Source organism: Fodinicurvata fenggangensis DSM 21160, from assembly GCF_000686045.1.
Taxonomy (GTDB): domain Bacteria; phylum Pseudomonadota; class Alphaproteobacteria; order Kiloniellales; family DSM-21159; genus Fodinicurvata; species Fodinicurvata fenggangensis.
This window is the reverse complement of the sequence record NZ_JMLV01000009.1, coordinates 16,641-33,343: the sequence shown is the minus strand read 5'-3', so window position 1 is coordinate 33,343 and position 16,703 is coordinate 16,641. Positions and strand designations below refer to the sequence as shown.

Sequence of the window (16,703 nt, the reverse complement as noted above, 5' to 3'; positions counted from 1 at the left end):
GCCCCTCACGCTGCCGGTCAGCTCGCAGGAGACCGGCGATAGAGCTTGTCGGGCCCCATTTCCTTCAGGCTGTTGATCCCCATCAGGCCCATGTCCTGGTCGATTTCGGTCGCCAGGAGGTTTATGGCGTGCTGTACACCGTCCTGCCCGCCGATGGCCGCGGCATAGAGGAAAGGCCGGCCGACAAAAACAAAATCCGCCCCCAGCGCGACGGCCTTCAACACATCCGTGCCACGCCGGATACCGCCGTCGAACATGACCGGGATGCCGCCCGACTCGGCAACGATTCCGGGCAGTTGCCGCAATCCCGATATCGCCCCGTCCAGCTGCCGCCCACCGTGGTTGGACACGATGATGCCGTCCACGCCCTGCTCCCGGGCGATGCGTGCATCCTCGGGCGCCAGGATGCCCTTCACGATCAGCTTGCCCTTCCACTGCGCGCGAATCTGCTTCAGGTGCTCCCAGTTCAGGTGGTCCCGCAGGCCAAGGTCGCGGGTAATGTTCTGGGCCACGATGGGCGCGCCGCGCTCGGCATAGGAATTCTCGAAATGCGGCATGCCGTGACGCAGCAGGGTACGAGCAAAGGTGTTCACCAGCCAGTTGGGCCGGATCGCGCCGTCATAGGCCAGGCGCAGGCTGGGCCGGAGCGGCGTGGAAAAGCCTGTGCGCACATTGTTCTCGCGGCTGGCCAGGACAGCCGTATCAACGGTCAGCAGCAGGGTCTCGAAACCGGCGCGAGCGACTCGGTCGACCAGGGCCTCGATCCGGGGTGGTTCACCAGGAAGGTAGGCCTGGAACCAAGTCTCCGGCGCGGCCTCGGCCACCTCCTCCAAACGGGTCAGGGACGAGCCGCTCATGATCATCGGAATACTGGCCTCGGCCGCGGCCCGGGCCAGCACCAAGTCGCCACGATAGGCCATCAGGGCAGAAATCCCCATGGGGGCTATGCCAAAGGGCGCGGCGTAGGTCTTACCGAACAGCGTAGCGGCCTGGGAGCGCTTGGAAACGTCGGTCAGGACGCGCGGAACGAAGCCATATTCCTTGAAAACCGCCCGATTGTCCGTACGCGACGCGTTGTCCTCGGAGCCTCCGACAATGTAACCGAACAGCGGGCGCGGCAGATGTCGGCGGGCGGCTGGCTCCAGGTCATCCAGTGACAGGATAGCTCGCAACTTGCGGGACAACTTGGCGGGTCCTGCGGGCTTGCGGGGCGGGCTCTGCTGGCCTGAGCCGTGGAAATCCTCTGCCTTGATGGCTGCGGAATTGCCTTCGTGGCCTGTATCTCTCACGACGCGCCTTCCTTCCTGTCCTCTCCAACCTGACCCCGGCGGGAGGGCCAAGATAGCTCTCAGGCCCGAAATCGCAAGAATGAGGCACAGGCCCGCTCTATCATGAATGTAATCCGGATAGAAAAACCGGCTGGACTCCCTAGGGTCCAGCCGGTCTTGTCGGAAGATTCGGGATCTGCGCGGTCGTCAGGCAGCTTGGTAGATTCCCGCCGCCTTTACATTGTCATCCACGTAGCCTTCGAACTGCTTGAAGTTCTTTTCGAAGCGCTGGGTCAGATCGCGCGCCACACGGTCATAGGCCGCCTTGTCCGACCAGGTGTTCTTGGGATCCAGCACCTCTTCCGGCACCTCGGGGCAGCGCCGGGGCACCAACATCCCGAAATCCGGGTGAATGAAGCCGTCCGCCTCGGCCAAACGCCCATCCAGCGCGGCGCGCACCATCGCCCGCGTATGCTGGATCGACATGCGCTCGCCAACGCCGTACTGACCACCGGTCCAGCCGGTGTTAACCAGCCAGCAACGCGCACCCGTCCGGGCCATCTTCTCACCCAGCATCTTGGCATAGACGCTGGGATGGCGCGGCATGAAGGGAGCCCCGAAGCAGGTGGAGAAGGTGGCCATGGGCTCGCTGCCCACGCCCTTTTCCGTTCCGGCCACACGCGCGGTGTAGCCCGACAGGAAATGGTACATAGCCTGTTCGGGCGTCAATTGACTGATCGGGGGTAGCACACCGAAGGCATCGGCCGTCAGCATGACGATGTTCTGCGGCTGGTCACCCATACCGCTGTCGGCGACGTTGGGAATGAAGTCCAGCGGATAGGATGCGCGGGTGTTTTCGGTCAATTCGGCCGAGTCCAGGTCCAGGACACCGCTATCGGGATCCATGACCACATTCTCGAGCACCGTTCCGAAACGCCGCGTGGTGGCATAGATTTCGGGTTCCGCCTTTTCGGACAGGCGGATCACCTTGGCATAGCAGCCGCCCTCGAAGTTGAAGACGCCGCGCTCCGACCAGCCGTGTTCGTCATCGCCGATCAGGGTGCGGCTGCCATCGGCCGACAGGGTGGTCTTGCCGGTACCCGACAGGCCGAAGAAGATCGAGGTGTCGCCGGCAGGGCCGATGTTGGCCGAGCAGTGCATCGGCAAAACGTCCTCTGTGGGCAGCAGGAAATTGAGGATCGAGAAGACCGATTTCTTGATCTCCCCGGCATAGGAGGTGCCTCCGATCAGGACCAGACGCTGCGCGAAGTTGACCAGCACGAAGCATTCGCTGTTGGTTCCGTCGGTATCCGGGTCCGCCTGCAGCCCCGGCACCTGCAACACGGTGAATTCCGGCTTGAAGCTGCCGCGCTCCTGAGACGAGGGCCGGATGAACATGTTGCGGGCGAACAGGTTGTGCCAGGCATTCTCTGTGATGATGCGCACCGGAAGGCGGTATTGGGGATCGGCCCCGGCGTAGAGGTCCTGAACGAAGATCTCGCGGCCCTGCAGATAGGCGCGCGCCTTGTTCAACAGGTTGTCGAACTGCTCCGGTGCCATGGCGACATTGACATCGCCCCACCAGATATCGTTCTCACTGCCCGGCTCGCGCACAATGAACTTGTCCTTCGGGGAGCGGCCGGTGTGCTGCCCCGTACGCGCCACGATCGGCCCGCCCTGGGCCAGGCGCGCTTCCTGACGGCGTACTGCTGCTTCATACAGCGCCGGCACAGAAAGATTCCAGTTGGCGCGGGTATAGTTCCGCAAGCCGAGTTCCTGCAACCCATGCGTGCTGATAACAGGGCCTATATCTTCCACGGTGGCACCTCCTAAATTATTGTGCTTCCCGTTCATTAAGCCAAGGGCGCACGGGATTCAAGGAGCGTACCGGGGGTCACACGGACACCGCCTGCGGATACAACCCCGCAAGCGGTTGATTTATATCGCTGTTCTCAGCTCACGTGCCGCTTTTGCGCCATGGCTGTCACAGGCTGGGGACTCTTCAGGCCGCGGCCCAGGCTTGGACCCGACGCACCGGAAGCGTGAAGTGGAAGGTCGTGCCCTGGCCAGGCGTGCTTTCCGCAACCAGCGTGCCTCCGTGCATTTCGATCAGGGAACGTGAGATCGCCAGGCCAAGGCCGACACCTTCATGCTGACGCGCCAGGGTACCATCAACCTGGAAGAAGGGCTTGGTCACCTGTGCGAGCTTGTCCTCCGGAATGCCGATGCCGGTATCCTGGACGGAAAAAACCATTCCACCGTCGCTGTCCTGTTGCACAATCACGCGAATCTGCCCGCCGGAGGGTGTGAACTTGACGGCATTGCCCACCAGGTTGATCAGCACCTGCCGCAAGCGGCGCCCGTCGCCGCTGAATTCCGGCAACTCCGCCTTACAGGAATCGATCAGTGCGACCCCCTTCTTCTGGGCCTTCTGCTCCAGGATCCGCAGGCTGTCCTGAACCAGTTCCTGGGCCTGCAGTGTTTCCTCGTTCAGGTCCAGCTGCCCGGCCTCGATCCGGGAGATGTCAAGAATGTCGTTGATGATCGCCAAAAGCTGGCTGCCACTGTTGTAGATATCGTCGGCATATTCCAGATAGCGTTCGTTAGGCAGGGGACCGAAAGCCTGGCTCCGGATCAGGTCAGAAAAGCCCAGAATAGCTGTCAATGGGGTGCGCAGCTCGTGGCTCATGTTGGCAATGAACTCAGACTTCACCCGGTTGGCCTCGTCGGAGAGATTCTTGGCATACTGGAGTTCCGCCGCCGCGCGCTGGCGATGGGTGATGTCGTGCAGGGTCAGCACCGTGCCCATGACGGCCGGGTCGTCCATCAGGTTGCGGGCCGTCACCTCGAACTCGCGACGTCCCCGGCCCGGCAGAGTCAGGTAGGTGCCCTCGGCATGGGCCCAGGTTTCGCCCGAAGTCGACTGAGCCAGACGCGCAACCAGATCCTCAACGGCCGGCCCCTGCAGCAGTTCATACAGTTCGGACCCCTCAGCCTTCTCGCTCAAACCGCTGTTGGGGCAGGAGGCGAATTGGATCGTCCCCTGGGCGTCCACAACGAAGATGAAGTCGCTGGCATTTTCCACCAGGCGTCGGAAACGCGCCTCGCTCTGGCGCAGGATCACGGCCTCGCGTTCGCGATAGGCGGTAAAGCGGCGATCTACAGCCGTGGTCACCAGCTGCAGCATCAGGATCGCTATGGTCCCGAACGCGATGACGAAGGCCAGGACATAGGGGTCGACCTGATAGCCGCCATGGGCCGGCGCAAGTGCAGGCTGGGCATGGAACATGGCCGCTTCCATGCCGATGTAGTGCATGCCATAGACGGCCAGGCCCATGATCAGGGCCGACAGGATGCGCCACCAGAAGCCGGATACCCGGATGGTGATCCAGACTGCCGTGGTGGCGGCCGCAACGGCAAAGAGGACCGATAGCCCCACCAGCAGAGGATCATAGGAAACCATGGCCTGCATGTTCATGGCTTCCATGCCGGTGTAGTGCATGCTCACCACGCCCAGGCCCAGGAAAATCCCGGCCGTCAGGACAGCGAGAGGAGACCCCTGGCGGCCGATGATTATAAAGCCGGCCGCAGCTCCACCCACGGCCAACACGACGGAACCAAAGGTCAGGCCCAGGTCATAGGTCACGTCCACCGGCAGCATGAAGGCCAGCATGCCGATGAAATGCATCGACCAGATGCCGCCGCCCATGGCCAGGGCCGCCAAAAGCAGCCACACGTGGCGCCGCAGGCCACTGGCGGCCCAGATTCGCGGCGCCGTGTCGATGGCGACAAACGAGGCCAGGCTGGCGACCAGCAGCGAGAGCGTTACCAGCAGCGGGCTATAGTCGCCTTGAATTAGGGTATCGGTCATCCGAATCCTTGGTTCCTTTGCGTATGCCCGGAACCAAGTCCAGGACAGCGATCAAACCTGGACCGCTAGTTTTTGCGATTGTGAAAGTATAATGGTTAATATTGGGTTGATATAGCTGGATGCTCAGGAGACATTCCAGGGTTGGCTCAACATGCCCTGATGTAGTTTTCCCGGTGTGACAGGCAAGTGCAGTTGCCGTAAATTCGCCACAGACACGCGATAAGGCGCTATTCATGATGACGACAACCGCCGAACAGCATTCCGGAAAATCTGCCGGGGACGGTCTCCAAGCCGATCGCTACAGCATCGCGCTTGTGGATGACGATCGCAACATCCTGACCTCGGTGTCCATAGCACTCGAGGCCGAGGGCTTTCGGGTTCGCAGCTATGCGGATGGCTCCGAGGCCCTGCGCAGCCTCTCGACCACGCCCGCCGATCTGCTGGTCCTGGACATCAAGATGCCGCGCATGGACGGCATGGAGCTGCTTGGCCGCATACGCGAATCCTCCAACGTTCCGGTCATCTTCCTGACCTCGAAGGACGAGGAGGTTGATGAAGTCATCGGCCTGCGCATGGGGGCAGACGACTACATCACAAAACCTTTCTCGCAGCGCCTCCTGATTGAGCGTATTCGCGCCCTCCTGCGTCGGGAAAAGGTAAGCAAGGACGAGGTCGATCCCGCTGGCGAGGCCTCGATCCGGCGCGGGGAACTGCTGCTGGATCCGGCCCGCCACCTCTGTCACTGGAAAAACGAGCCGGTCAACCTGACGGTCACCGAATTCCTGATCCTGAAGGCCCTGGCCCAGCGCCCGGGCCACGTGAAGAACCGGGACCAGCTGATGGATGCGGCCTATGGCGAACACATCTATGTGGATGACCGAACCATCGACAGCCACATCAAGCGCCTGCGCAAGAAGTTCAAGCAGGTCGATGACGACTTTGCCCAGATTGAAACCCTCTACGGGGTAGGTTACCGCTATCGCGAAGCCTGACCCGGCCTCGCCGGTGCAGGGAGCGAGGAAAGGCAGCACTTGCCCATGGCCGGTTTCAACCTGCTGAGCAGAAAAGGCGCCGACAGGCATAACGAAACCAGCGGAAGCCCGTCGGAAGACGCGCAGCGCTCTGCCGCCCGGCGGAGCACGCACAAGCGGCGTGTGCGCGAGGGGCAGGCCGATTATGGATCGGCCCGTAGCGAAGAGCCTGACGGCGAAAGCAGGACCTGGCGCCGGCCGGCCTGGCGCTCGCCGCTGACCCGGCGCATCCTTCTGCTCAATGTCCTGGTCCTGCTGATCCCCATCCTGGGCCTGCTGCATCTGGACCAGTATCGCCAGAGCCTGATCGATTCCGAACTGGAGGCCATGCGCACCCAAGGCACCACCGTGGCATTGGCGCTGGGCTCCGCCGCGGTGCGCGACGGCAGCAACGGCGAACAGCAACTGATGCACGAGGCAGCGCGCCAATTGATCCGTGTCCTGCTGGACGATTCCCAATTGCGGGCGCGCCTGTTCAGCCAGGATGGCAACCTGATCGCCGATTCCTTCCTGCTCGGTGGCTCGGACAGCCAGGTCAAGGTCGAGGAGTTGCCACCGCCGGCTGACCCGGGCTCATCGGCCGTACGCAGCTTCGGAACCCTCTATGATCGCATCATGCGGCTCTTCTCCGGCAACCAGGACCTGCCGCTCTACAGAGAAAGCCCTCAGCAGCAACAGGCCGAAGACTACAAAGAGGTCCTGCAGGCCTTGCGCGGCGAGGAAGGCACGATGGCGCGGCGCGATTCCGGCGATCAGCTGATCCTCTCGGTTTCCGTGCCGGTCCAGCGCTATCGCCAGGTTGTTGGCGGCTTGATGGTGACAAAGGGCGGTGAAAGCGTGGAACGCGCCGTGCGCGACCGGCGCAGCGACATTCTGCTGGTCTTCGCCGTCGCTCTGGCTGTGACGGTCCTGCTGTCGTTCTATCTCTCCCATACCATCGCCGCACCGATACGGCGGCTCGCCCGTGGCGCCGAACGCATTCGCGGCAGCAAGAACAAGGCCAATCTCATTCCCGACCTGCGCGCGCGTCACGACGAGATCGGCGATCTTTCCGAGGCCTTGATCGACATGACCGAGGCCCTGCGCGCCCGCATGGAAGCCATCGAGAACTTCGCCGCCGATGTGGCGCACGAAATCAAGAACCCCCTGACCTCGCTGCGCTCTGCGGTAGAAACCGCCAACCGTATCGAGGATGAGGATCAGCGCCGGCGTCTGATGGGCATCATCCTGGACGATGTGCAGCGTCTCGACCGTCTGATCAGCGAAATTTCGGATGCCTCCCGCCTGGATGCCGAGCTGGCCCGCGCCGAGAACGAGCGTATCGACCTGGGGCGGCTGCTGGATGCCATGGGCGAACTCCACAAGCCGCTCTGCGAGGATAAGGGCCTGACCTTCAAGGTGGATGTGGCAACAGAAAAGTCCCTGGTCGTGACGGGCTTGGAGGGACGCCTTGGCCAGGTCTTCCGCAACCTGCTCTCGAATGCCATTTCCTTCTCGCCCGAAGGCGGTACCATCGAACTCAAGGCTTGGCGCGAAGAAGACCGCAACCTGGGTCCCGTGGTGGTTGCCACCATCAGCGACGCGGGCCCTGGCATTCCGGAAGGCAAGCAGCAGGCCATCTTCGACCGTTTCTACAGCGAACGTCCGCGCGAAGAGAAGTTCGGCACCCACTCGGGCCTGGGGCTCAGCATCTCATTGCAGATCATTGAAGCCCACAAGGGCAGTCTTGTCGCCGAGAACCGGCCGGAAGGCGGCGCCTGCTTTATCGTGCGCCTGCCGGCAGAGGAATAGAGGCACCCGCAATGAGCGATCCAGAAGAGTCCCGAACCCCGCCCACTCTTGACCTGCACGCCACGGCTGTGGCCGTGGAGACCCAGTTCGGCCCGCTTGCGGTCCTGCTCCGCGGGCCTTCAGGTTCAGGCAAGTCGGCCCTGGCCCTGCGCCTGATCGATGAGGGCGGCAGTCTGGTCGGCGACGATCGCATCCAGCTACAGCGGCGCGGCAAGCTGCTGCACCTGCGCCCTCCCGAACGTCTCTCGGGTCTGCTGGAGGTCCGCGGATTCGGGATTGTCGAAGTGCCCTGTATCGAGGATGCGCCACTGGGTCTGATCGTCGACCTGGCCCCTGGCCAGAGCGACAACCGGCTGCCCGACGAACAGGGAGAAAGCCTGCTGGAGACCGAGGTGCCGCGCCTGGCCCTGGACCCGGCCACCCCCTCGGCCGGGGCCTTCATCCGCATGGCCCTGCGCAGCCGGGCGCGCAGCCTGTCGGACCTGCTGCAGGGCGCAGTCTCCGCCAGCCAGTCCGATAGGCAGCAGGATGGCCCGCCCGAATTGCTCCTGATCACCGGTCTCTCGGGTGCAGGGCGCACCCTTGGCCTGAAGGTCCTGGAAGACATCGGGTACGAGGCGATCGACAACCTGCCCCTGGGCCTGATCGACGGCATCGTCGGTGCCAATGCCCAGCGCCAGCCCCTGGCCGTCGGCATCGACAGCCGCACCCTGGATTTTTCCGTCGAGCTTTTCCTGGAGCAGATCGACCGCCTGGAACGCAATCGGGAGCTGGCGTTCTCGCTGTTGTTCTTCGAATGCGACGACCAGGTCCTGCAGCAACGCTTCACCGAAACGCGGCGGCGGCATCCCCTGGCGCTCAATCGACCGCTGGCCGAAGGCATTGCAGCCGAACGCAGCCTGCTGATGCCACTGCGCGCCCGGGCGGATCAGGTCATCGATACCAGCGACCTGGCCCCACCCGAACTGCACCGCCTGCTGTCAGCCCGTTTCGCCTCGCGCGCGGACGCACGTATGCAGGTCTTCGTAACCTCGTTCTCCTATCGCTTCGGCCTGCCGCGCGAGGCCGATCTAGTGTTCGACATGCGCTTCCTGGAGAACCCCCATTACCAGGAGGATTTGCGTCCCCTGACAGGACAGGACAGCGCGGTGCAGGCCTTCGTCACGGCCGACCCTGCCTTCCAGCTCTTTTTCGATCACTTGACGGCGCTGCTGGACTCCCTGCTGGAAGGCTATGAGGCGAACGGCAAGAGCTACCTGACGCTGGCTTTCGGCTGTACGGGCGGGCGGCATCGCTCCGTGGCCGCTGCAGAAGAGGTGTTTCGCTGGCTGGACAAGGGCAAACACCCGCTTCACCTCTCGCATCGGGAACTGGAGCGCGGCCGGCAACCGGCGCGCGGCCGCAGGAAATCGTAGGCAGGCTTGCCATTTCAGGCTGCACAACCCCCTTATTTGCGCTAGAACAGCCGTCCGGTGCCGGCAAGGAGGTAGAATGATCGGTCTCGTCCTGGTGACTCACGGCAACCTGGCCCGCGAATTCGTGGCGGCCATGGAGCACGTCGTGGGCGCACAGCCCAACACCCTGGCGATCTGCATCGGCCCCGAGGACGACATGGAACAGCGACGCCAGGAGATCCTCGAGTCGGTTTCGCAGGTGGATGAAGGCGACGGCGTCGTCATCCTGACGGACATGTTCGGGGGCACCCCCTCGAACCTGGCCATTTCCGTCCTGGAGCAGAAGAACGTGGAGGTGATCGCCGGCATCAACCTGCCCATGCTGATCAAGTTGGCCAGTGTGCGCGACCGCGAGCAGCTTCCCGGCGCCGTCCGGCAGGCGCAGGAAGCCGGGCGCAAGTACATCCACGTCGCCTCGCAGCTCTTGAAAGACGAAACCTCCTGCTAGGAGACAGGCCTTGGACAGCGGCGACATATCCTCGGAGGAGACGGCGGTCCGCCAGGTCACGATCTGCAACCGCAAGGGCCTTCATGCGCGCGCCGCGGCCAAGTTCGTCAAGCTGGTGGCGACCTACCAATCCGAAGTCCTGGTGATCCGCCGGGACCAGCAGGTTACCGGCTCCTCCATCATGGGCCTGATGATGCTGGCAGCGGGGCCGGGCTGTGAAATTGAACTGCAGGCCCAGGGCCCGGATGCCACCGAGGTTCTGGATGCCCTGGAAGAGCTGATCAGGCGCAAATTCGATGAAGACTGACACTGACGCCGACAACGACAAGGACACCGCAAACGCCACGGAAGAGCGTGTCCTGCAGGGACTTGGCGTCTCGGCCGGCGTTGCGATCGGACACATCTTCTTTCGCGAGCCCGGCGATGTGCCTGTCAGCGAAAAGAAACTGGCCCCCGAAGAGGTGTCCGGTGAACTGGCACGCTTCGAGAAGGCGGTGGAGAAGGCGCGCCGCCAGTTGCGCAAACTGCGCCAGCGCGCCACCAGTTTCCACGGCTCCTCGGCCGAAGAGCTGGGCTATCTGCTGGAGGCCCACGACCAGATGCTGCAGTCCGGCCACCTGCACAGCGGCGTGGCCCGGCGCATCGAGCAGGAGCAGGTCAATGCCGAAGCCGCCGTGGCCACCGAGATCGAGGAGATTGCCGGGACCTTCAATGCCATGGAGGATCCCTACCTGCGCAGCCGCGGCAGTGAGGTGCAGCACGTGGGCCAGCGCATCCTGCGCAACCTGACCGACCGCTATTTCCAGAGTTATGACAGCCTGCCACGCAACTCCATCATCGTGGCCGAAGAGATCACGCCCGCCGACACGGCCCTGATGAACCCGGCCCGCATCGGCGGTTTCGCCGCCGTCCTGGGCGGGGCCGAGGGACACACCGCCATCATGGCGCGCGCACTGGGCCTGCCTGCCGTGCTGGGCGTCTCGGACCTCTTGACCGGAATCGCACCAGGCACCCCGGCCATTCTTGACGGCGAGGAAGGGCGGATCTTCCTGAACCCCAGTCCCGAGCGCCTGGCTTTCTATCAGGAACGGCGCAAGGAGCAGGCTGCCGCCGTCCGCGCCCTGTCCGGCATACGCAACCTGCCGGCGGAAACGCTGGACGGGACACAGTTGACCCTGCAGGCCAACCTGGAGCTGCCGTCCGAGATTCCCCAGGCCCGCGATGTGGGGGCCGAGGGTATCGGCCTTCTGCGCACGGAATTCCTCTTCATGAACCGCGAGGACCTGCCGGGCGAGGCGGAACAGACCCGCCTGCTGCAGCAGATTGTCTCAGACATGACGCCCCTGCCGGTGACGATCCGCACCCTGGACGTGGGCGGCGAGAAGCTGGCCCCCTCGCTGGGGCAGCATATCGGCACCTCGCCCAACCCTGCCATGGGCCTGCGTGCCATCCGCCTGTCCCTGAAGATGCCCGAGCTGCTGCGCACCCAGTTCTCGGCCATTCTCAGGGCCTCTGTCAGCGGACCCGTACGCATACTGCTGCCCATGATCTCCTCGACGGACCAGGTGGTCGAGGCGCGCGGCATCCTGCAGGAGGTGGCGGCCGACCTGCGCGCAGAGGGCGTGAATCTGCCCGACCCGCTGCCACCGTTGGGCGTAATGATCGAGGTGCCGGGCGCCGCACTGGCCGCCGACGCGCTGGCCGAGGTATCGGACTTCTTTGCCATCGGCACCAACGACCTGATCTCCTACACCCTGGCCATCGACCGGGGCGAGGAACGCGTGGCCAACCTCTACGACCCGCTGCATGCCGGCGTGCTGCGCCTGATCCACCAGGCCATCACCGCGGCCGGCAAGTGGGGCCGGCCGGTCTCGGTTTGCGGCGAGATGGCCGCCGATCCGCGCTATACCGGTCTTTTCCTGGGGCTGGGCGTGCGCGAGCTTTCCATGGGCCCCAAGGCCCTGCCGCGCGTGAAGGCACGCACGCGCTCGCTACACCTCTCGGCGACAGAAAAACTGGCAGAGGACATCCTGGCCGAACGGGACCGCGCCGAGGTTTCGCGCCGGCTGGATCGCTTCCTGGAAGAGCTTCAGGCCGACTGAGCCTTTTCACGCCCCTCGGATTCACGCCCTTCGGCTGTTTCCTCTGAGTCGTCCGAAGCGGCCTGCGTGTCGGTCTCTTGGGGCGTTTCCCCCGGCGTATCCTCCGGCGTGTCCTCGCTGAACTCGCCCTCCTGGATCTGCTCGATCTCCACAGGCGGTGTGCCGATCAGGTTCATCGAACTGTGACGCGGCGAACGCCAGAGCAGCGTGTCGAAGGCATTGCAGACCCCGCAGTGCGCGTTCCACTTGCCCGAGATCGCACCGCAGTTGCCACAGATCCATGCGGGATCGGGATTGGCATCCTCGGCCCTGCGCAGCCACTCCGCGGCCTTCTCGGAATCCCCGTTTTCGTGCTCCTCCAGCGTGGCCATCATGCGGAAGACCCGCTGTTCCGGCGTGCTTTCGAGCAGCTTCTTCAGATGATAGCGCGCCTCGCCCCAGAGCTCGGCGTCCAGGTTCACCTGAGCCAGCGCAATCCGGCTTTCCGGATGGTCCGGATGGCTGTGTGTCAGGCGCTCGATGCGCTTGATCCGCTCATAGGGCTTGTCGGCCAGGCCCGGCTCCTCAAGGTAGACCTCGACCATGCCCGGATGCGGCTGCTCCCGCCAGCCCTGCTCCAGCAGCTTGCGCGCCCGCCGCATGCGGCCCTTCTGCTGGTCCAGGCGCGCGGCCATCAGGATGGCCGGCACGAAGCCGCGTTCCAGCTTCAGGGCGCTGGCCAGGTGCCCGCGCGCCCTAGCCGTATCGCCCGCGGCCTCGTCCGCCTCGGCGGCCTCCACCAGCACCACGGCACGCTTGCGGTTGGCCTCGGGCCGGGGCAGCAGGTGCTGCTTCTCGATTTCGCGCATGGTTTCCTCGGCGCGATCCAGGTCGCCGGTGCGCTCGCTCAGCTCGAACAGGCCGTTCAGGACCCAGGGGGTCTGGGGGCGCAGGTTGCGCGCCCGCTCCAGGTACCTGCGGGCGGCTTCCTCGTCGCCGTCGCGCATGGCCTGCAGGAACAGGCCGCGCAAACCCAGGAAGCGCGTCTCGCGATACTCCAGCATTTCCGTGAAGCGTTCCTTGGCCGTGGGTTCGTCGTTGTCCAGTTGGGCCGCCTGGGCCTCAAGCAGGCGCACCAGCGGCGGCTCGTCCAGCAAGTTGCTGGCCCGGCCGGCCCACTTGTTGGCCTGGGGCGCATCGCCGGCGGCAACCGCCACCAGCCCGTTGGTAAGCGCCTCGTAGCCCTTGCGACGGCGACTGCGCTGACGCGCGCGTCCCAGGGACCGGGGCGCCCCACGCAGGGCCCGCCAGAAACGATAGGCAAGCGCACCAACCACGACCAGGATGAAGATCGCGGCCAGCAACAGGCCAACCGTGGTGTCCACGCGATAGCCAATCCATTCGATGGAGACGGCGCCGGGCCGCTCCGCCAGCCAGACGGCGATGGCGACCAGGATCGCCAGCTTGATGAAGAAGAAGATGCCGCGCCACATCAGCTGTCACTCCCGTCCTGGGCGCCCGCGTCCTGGGAGCCCGTGCCTTGAGAGCCCGTATCTTGAGAGCCTGATTCCTGCGTACCCGAGTCCTCTCCAGCCGGTGGCTCAGAAGACTCATAGACGCTCTGTCCCAGCGCCTTCAGGGCCTGCTCGGCCTGCAGGCGCTTCCTGGCCTGGGCCAACCAGTTGGACGCCGCCTCGGCCGGCGGCCCTTGCAGCGCCTCCAGCTCCTGGACAGCAGCCGCCAGCTGATCTTCCTCCAGGCGCCGCTCAGCGCGCGCCACGATGGCTTCAGCGTCGTCGCCACTGCGCTCACCGACCGGACGCACCGTCACCAGGGCGGAGGCACGGTTCCATATCTCTTCGGCCCAGCTGTCGGCCCGGCTCTCGCGCGCCTGCTGCACGATCTCGCGTGCGGTTGCGGGAAAGCTTCGTTTCAGCTCCGCCAGTGAAGGCACGCCCTGTTCGGCGCTGTCGGCAAGCTGCTCCAGCGGTTCGGCAATCCGGGAGTCCGCGCCTTCCTGGCGCCGCACCGACGCCAGCTCGTTCGCGTAGGGCCGGGCCTGCAGCACGGCATCGCGCAGCTGGCCGACGGCGAAGGCGGCGGCCGTCCGGGATTCCGCGCGGGTGCGAATCTGCGAGGCTGCGTCCGACATCTGGCTCAGCTGATCCTCCAGCTTGCCCATCTGCTCCTGCCAGACCTCGCCGCCCGGCAGGTTGCCGGAAATCTCGTCAAGCCGGCCCGAAAGCTGGCCGACCTGGTCGTTGAGGCTGTCCAGGCTGTCCTGCTCCTGCCCAGCCGTGCGGCCGACCTGCTCGACCTGACTGGCCAGCTCCGCCATCCGCTCGTCCAGGCCTTCAAGCTGCGTCTGCAGGGGCTTCAGGTCATCCTGGGTCAGCCCGCTATTGTTGCCTTGCAGCTGCTCCAGTTTGCCATCGATGGCCTGCAGGCGTTCGGCCGTCTGCTGGCCCGAGCTGGCCGCATCGGAATCCACCAGCGGCAACCAGGCGTCGCGCGTCAGAACCGCACCCCCGGCCCCGATGACAAGCAGGACGGCGCCGGCCACCAGCGCCGGGGCCGCGCTGCGGCGCGGCGCAGCCTGTGACTGTGCGGACTCAGCGCTCTCGCTGCGGGGGGCGGCGGGTTCACGCGTGCGCCAGACATCCTCGGTGGTGCGCGGGGCTTCCGTGGCGCTCGTGGTCTTTTCGTCCCCCTTGGCACTCGCTGCAGAGTCAGCGCCGGCTTCGCCGGCAGCGGCTGCCTGGGGCCGGTCCTCTCCGCTGGCGCGGGTCAGTTCGGCCTCGTCCAGCTCGATTTCGTGCTTCTCGGCCGCCGCACGGATCTCGTCGTGGCGCGACAGGGGAATATGGGCGCGGTTCTTCCAGCCCTGAACGGTGGAGACGGCCAGCCCCATCTTCGAGGCCATCGGCCGCAGCCCGCCGAAACGTGCGATGACGGCCTCGGCCGAATTGCTGGTGTCCTCGGGGTTGCGCGGTGTCTCGCCCTCGCCGTTATCCTCGGTCATCTGCTTCCTTTCCCGCTTTCCTGTTCACCCGTTCCGGGGTCCATCCCATCGATCAGGGCCAGCATGGCCGCCTGATTCGGCTTCTCCGCCGTATGCACGGCCTGCCAGAAGCTGCCGGCCGCAGCCGCCACTGCCGGACTGAGACAGAAGGCCTGCAGGCCCGCGCAGGCGGAGGCCAACTCCTCCTGCTTAACCAGTCTAGCAAAGGTCTCCGCCGTACGGGGAGAGAAAAGAAGTACAGCATTCAGAGTACCGCCCCGCAAGAGCCCTGATGTCGCGGGCGAAAGCGCACGGGCGGCGCGCGCCTCGTACAGCACCACGCGGCGCAGGTCGTATCCCGCCGCTTCCAGCCGTGCGCCCAGGGCACCGGCCACGTCACGGCCCGAGGGATGCAGCAGGGCGCCAGCCGCGGGATCGACCTGGCGCTGAATCAGGGCGGCCAGCTTGACCGCATCGCCGTCAGCCGATTGCACCTCGGCAAAACCGGCCTGGCGCGCGGCCTCGGCACTGGCCGGGCCCACCGCATAGACCGGCAGGTCCCGGCGCGGGCAGGCCTCCAGATAGGCGCGCAGGCCGTTGCGGCTGGTGATCACCAGCCCCTGCACCCCCTCCAGGTCGAGGGCGGCCCTTTCGCGCGGCTGGATCTCCAGCAGCGGCTCCAGCCAGACCTGGTGCCCCCGAGCCTCGAGCGCCGCCAGGGTTTCCTCTGCGTCCGCGCGCGGCCGGGTCAGGAGAAGATGCATGTCAGAACAGGTCCTTCAGGGCCTCGAAGAAGGCCTCGCCCGCCGCCGTGCGCAGTTCCTGGCCCACCGCGCGGCCGATCTCCTCGGCCTGGTCGGCCGGTCCCCGGCGCTCGGCCCGGTTCAGGGCGCTGCCGTCGGGCTCGGCCACCAGGGCGCGCAGGTGCAGCTCACCCCCTGCCGTCAGCTCGGCCAGGGCTGCGATCGGCGTACGGCAGGAGCCCTCCAGGACGTCCAGGCAGGCCCGTTCCGCGCCCACGCGGAGGGAGGTTTCCCCGTGGTCGATCGCTCGTACGTACTCCAACGTACGCGCATCTTCGCGTCGGCATTCCAGGCCGATGGCGCCCTGGCCGGCCGCCGGCAGCATCTCCTCGACGGGCAGCACCGCCTGCAGCAGGTCCTCGCGCCCCAGGCGCTTCAGCCCGGCCAGCGCCAGCAGGGTGGCATCAACCTGCCCCTCGCCCAGCTTGCGCAGGCGCGACTGCACGTTGCCGCGGAAGTTGACCACCTCCAGGTCCGGGCGCGCATGGCGAATCTGGGACTGGCGGCGCAGCGAGGCCGAGCCCACCCGGGCGCCGTGGGGCAGGTCGGCCAGCGAGGCGCCATGCGGCGAGAAGAAGGCATCGCGCGGATCCTCGCGCTCCAGGACGGCTGCGATGGTATAATCGTCCGGCAGCCAGGTGGGTACATCCTTCATGGAGTGCACCGCCGCATCGATCCGGCCGTCGCCCAGAGCCTCCTCGATTTCCTTGACGAACAGGCCCTTGCCGCCGATCTCCGCCAGCGGCCGGTCCAGCACCCGGTCGCCGGTGGTCTTGATGATCACGATCTCGATGGCGTCCTCGGCCCGCAGGTCGGGATGGGCCGCAGCCAGCAGGCGCCGGGCCTCCTCGGCCTGTGCCAACGCCAGGGGGCTGCCGCGTGTTCCCAGTTTCAGAAGAGGCATGCCGTTGTGTCTTTCCCCGCAAATTCTGCAAATAATATCCGGGATGGGCTT

General features: G+C 65.3%; 13 protein-coding genes. 6 read left to right on the top strand and 7 right to left on the bottom strand.

What is annotated here, in order from left to right; translation table 11 throughout:
* Window positions 1–17: 17 nt before the first annotated feature.
* The 3 genes from BP38_RS0112520 to BP38_RS21875 all read right to left on the bottom strand — a co-directional run bounded on the left by BP38_RS0112520 (window position 18) and on the right by BP38_RS21875 (window position 5,139).
* Window positions 18–1,289 carry an alpha-hydroxy acid oxidase gene (locus tag BP38_RS0112520; RefSeq protein ID WP_322098956.1) on the bottom strand — a complete coding sequence of 424 codons (1,272 nt, stop codon included), beginning with the start codon at window positions 1,287–1,289 and terminating at the stop codon, window positions 18–20.
* 186 nt (window positions 1,290–1,475) lie between these two features.
* Entirely contained in the window at window positions 1,476–3,086 is a 1,611-nt protein-coding gene (locus BP38_RS0112515; RefSeq protein WP_035725157.1) for a phosphoenolpyruvate carboxykinase, read from the bottom strand.
* 184 nt (window positions 3,087–3,270) lie between these two features.
* Window positions 3,271–5,139 carry an MHYT domain-containing protein gene (locus BP38_RS21875; protein WP_026988000.1) on the bottom strand — a complete coding sequence of 623 codons (1,869 nt, stop codon included), beginning with the start codon at window positions 5,137–5,139 and terminating at the stop codon, window positions 3,271–3,273.
* A 233-nt stretch (window positions 5,140–5,372) separates the two neighbouring features.
* On the opposite strand from BP38_RS21875, the gene BP38_RS0112505 reads away from it, so the two are divergent.
* The 6 genes from BP38_RS0112505 (at window position 5,373) to ptsP (ending at window position 11,965) form a co-directional block, all read left to right on the top strand.
* Entirely contained in the window at window positions 5,373–6,131 is a 759-nt protein-coding gene (locus BP38_RS0112505; protein WP_245602406.1) for a response regulator transcription factor, read from the top strand.
* Between the two features lie 45 nt (window positions 6,132–6,176).
* Window positions 6,177–7,961 carry a sensor histidine kinase gene (locus tag BP38_RS0112500; RefSeq protein ID WP_081816649.1) on the top strand — a complete coding sequence of 595 codons (1,785 nt, stop codon included), beginning with the start codon at window positions 6,177–6,179 and terminating at the stop codon, window positions 7,959–7,961.
* A gap of 11 nt (window positions 7,962–7,972) precedes the next feature.
* Window positions 7,973–9,376, top strand: coding sequence for an RNase adapter RapZ (gene rapZ, locus BP38_RS0112495; protein ID WP_081816648.1), 1,404 nt, complete (start codon window positions 7,973–7,975; stop codon window positions 9,374–9,376).
* Between the two features lie 76 nt (window positions 9,377–9,452).
* Window positions 9,453–9,863: a PTS sugar transporter subunit IIA gene (locus BP38_RS0112490; protein WP_026987996.1), complete on the top strand. Its 411-nt coding sequence runs from the start codon at window positions 9,453–9,455 to the stop codon at window positions 9,861–9,863.
* A 10-nt stretch (window positions 9,864–9,873) separates the two neighbouring features.
* Window positions 9,874–10,170 (top strand): HPr family phosphocarrier protein, encoded by a 297-nt coding sequence (locus BP38_RS0112485; RefSeq protein ID WP_051609329.1) that lies wholly within the window; start codon window positions 9,874–9,876, stop codon window positions 10,168–10,170.
* Entirely contained in the window at window positions 10,160–11,965 is a 1,806-nt protein-coding gene (gene ptsP / locus BP38_RS0112480; RefSeq protein ID WP_035725156.1) for a phosphoenolpyruvate--protein phosphotransferase, read from the top strand. Before BP38_RS0112485 ends, ptsP begins: the two co-directional genes overlap by 11 nt.
* Here the strand turns inward: ptsP and BP38_RS20550 are convergent.
* From BP38_RS20550 to hemC, 4 genes are read right to left on the bottom strand one after another with little or no spacing between them, the layout of a single operon-like run.
* Complete coding sequence (locus BP38_RS20550) at window positions 11,953–13,437, bottom strand: heme biosynthesis protein HemY (protein ID WP_051609328.1); 1,485 nt, start codon at window positions 13,435–13,437, stop codon at window positions 11,953–11,955. The two genes, ptsP and BP38_RS20550, sit on opposite strands and share 13 nt — an antisense overlap.
* Complete coding sequence (locus BP38_RS0112470) at window positions 13,437–14,966, bottom strand: COG4223 family protein (protein WP_026987993.1); 1,530 nt, start codon at window positions 14,964–14,966, stop codon at window positions 13,437–13,439. The genes BP38_RS20550 and BP38_RS0112470 overlap by 1 nt, the downstream gene beginning before the upstream one ends.
* On the bottom strand, window positions 14,963–15,709 hold the full coding sequence (locus tag BP38_RS20545) for a uroporphyrinogen-III synthase (protein WP_051609327.1): 747 nt from the start codon (window positions 15,707–15,709) through the stop codon (window positions 14,963–14,965). The genes BP38_RS0112470 and BP38_RS20545 overlap by 4 nt, the downstream gene beginning before the upstream one ends.
* Before the next feature lies 1 nt (window position 15,710).
* The gene (hemC, locus tag BP38_RS0112460; protein ID WP_026987992.1) at window positions 15,711–16,652 is read right to left on the bottom strand and encodes a hydroxymethylbilane synthase; all 942 of its coding nucleotides are present in this window, start codon (window positions 16,650–16,652) and stop codon (window positions 15,711–15,713) included.
* Window positions 16,653–16,703 lie beyond the last annotated feature (51 nt).

Excerpts from the sequence above, each read along its gene's own strand:
- BP38_RS21875 (WP_026988000.1), bottom strand. The coding sequence starts at position 5,139 with ATGACCGATACCCTAATTCAAGGCGACTATAGCCCGCTGCTGGTAACG.
- BP38_RS0112505 (WP_245602406.1), top strand. The coding sequence starts at position 5,373 with ATGATGACGACAACCGCCGAACAGCATTCCGGAAAATCTGCCGGGGAC.
- BP38_RS0112500 (WP_081816649.1), top strand. The coding sequence starts at position 6,177 with ATGGCCGGTTTCAACCTGCTGAGCAGAAAAGGCGCCGACAGGCATAAC.
- rapZ (WP_081816648.1), top strand. The coding sequence starts at position 7,973 with ATGAGCGATCCAGAAGAGTCCCGAACCCCGCCCACTCTTGACCTGCAC.
- BP38_RS0112490 (WP_026987996.1), top strand. The coding sequence starts at position 9,453 with ATGATCGGTCTCGTCCTGGTGACTCACGGCAACCTGGCCCGCGAATTC.
- ptsP (WP_035725156.1), top strand. The coding sequence starts at position 10,160 with ATGAAGACTGACACTGACGCCGACAACGACAAGGACACCGCAAACGCC.
- BP38_RS20550 (WP_051609328.1), bottom strand. The coding sequence starts at position 13,437 with ATGTGGCGCGGCATCTTCTTCTTCATCAAGCTGGCGATCCTGGTCGCC.
- BP38_RS0112470 (WP_026987993.1), bottom strand. The coding sequence starts at position 14,966 with ATGACCGAGGATAACGGCGAGGGCGAGACACCGCGCAACCCCGAGGAC.
- BP38_RS20545 (WP_051609327.1), bottom strand. The coding sequence starts at position 15,709 with ATGCATCTTCTCCTGACCCGGCCGCGCGCGGACGCAGAGGAAACCCTG.
- hemC (WP_026987992.1), bottom strand. The coding sequence starts at position 16,652 with ATGCCTCTTCTGAAACTGGGAACACGCGGCAGCCCCCTGGCGTTGGCA.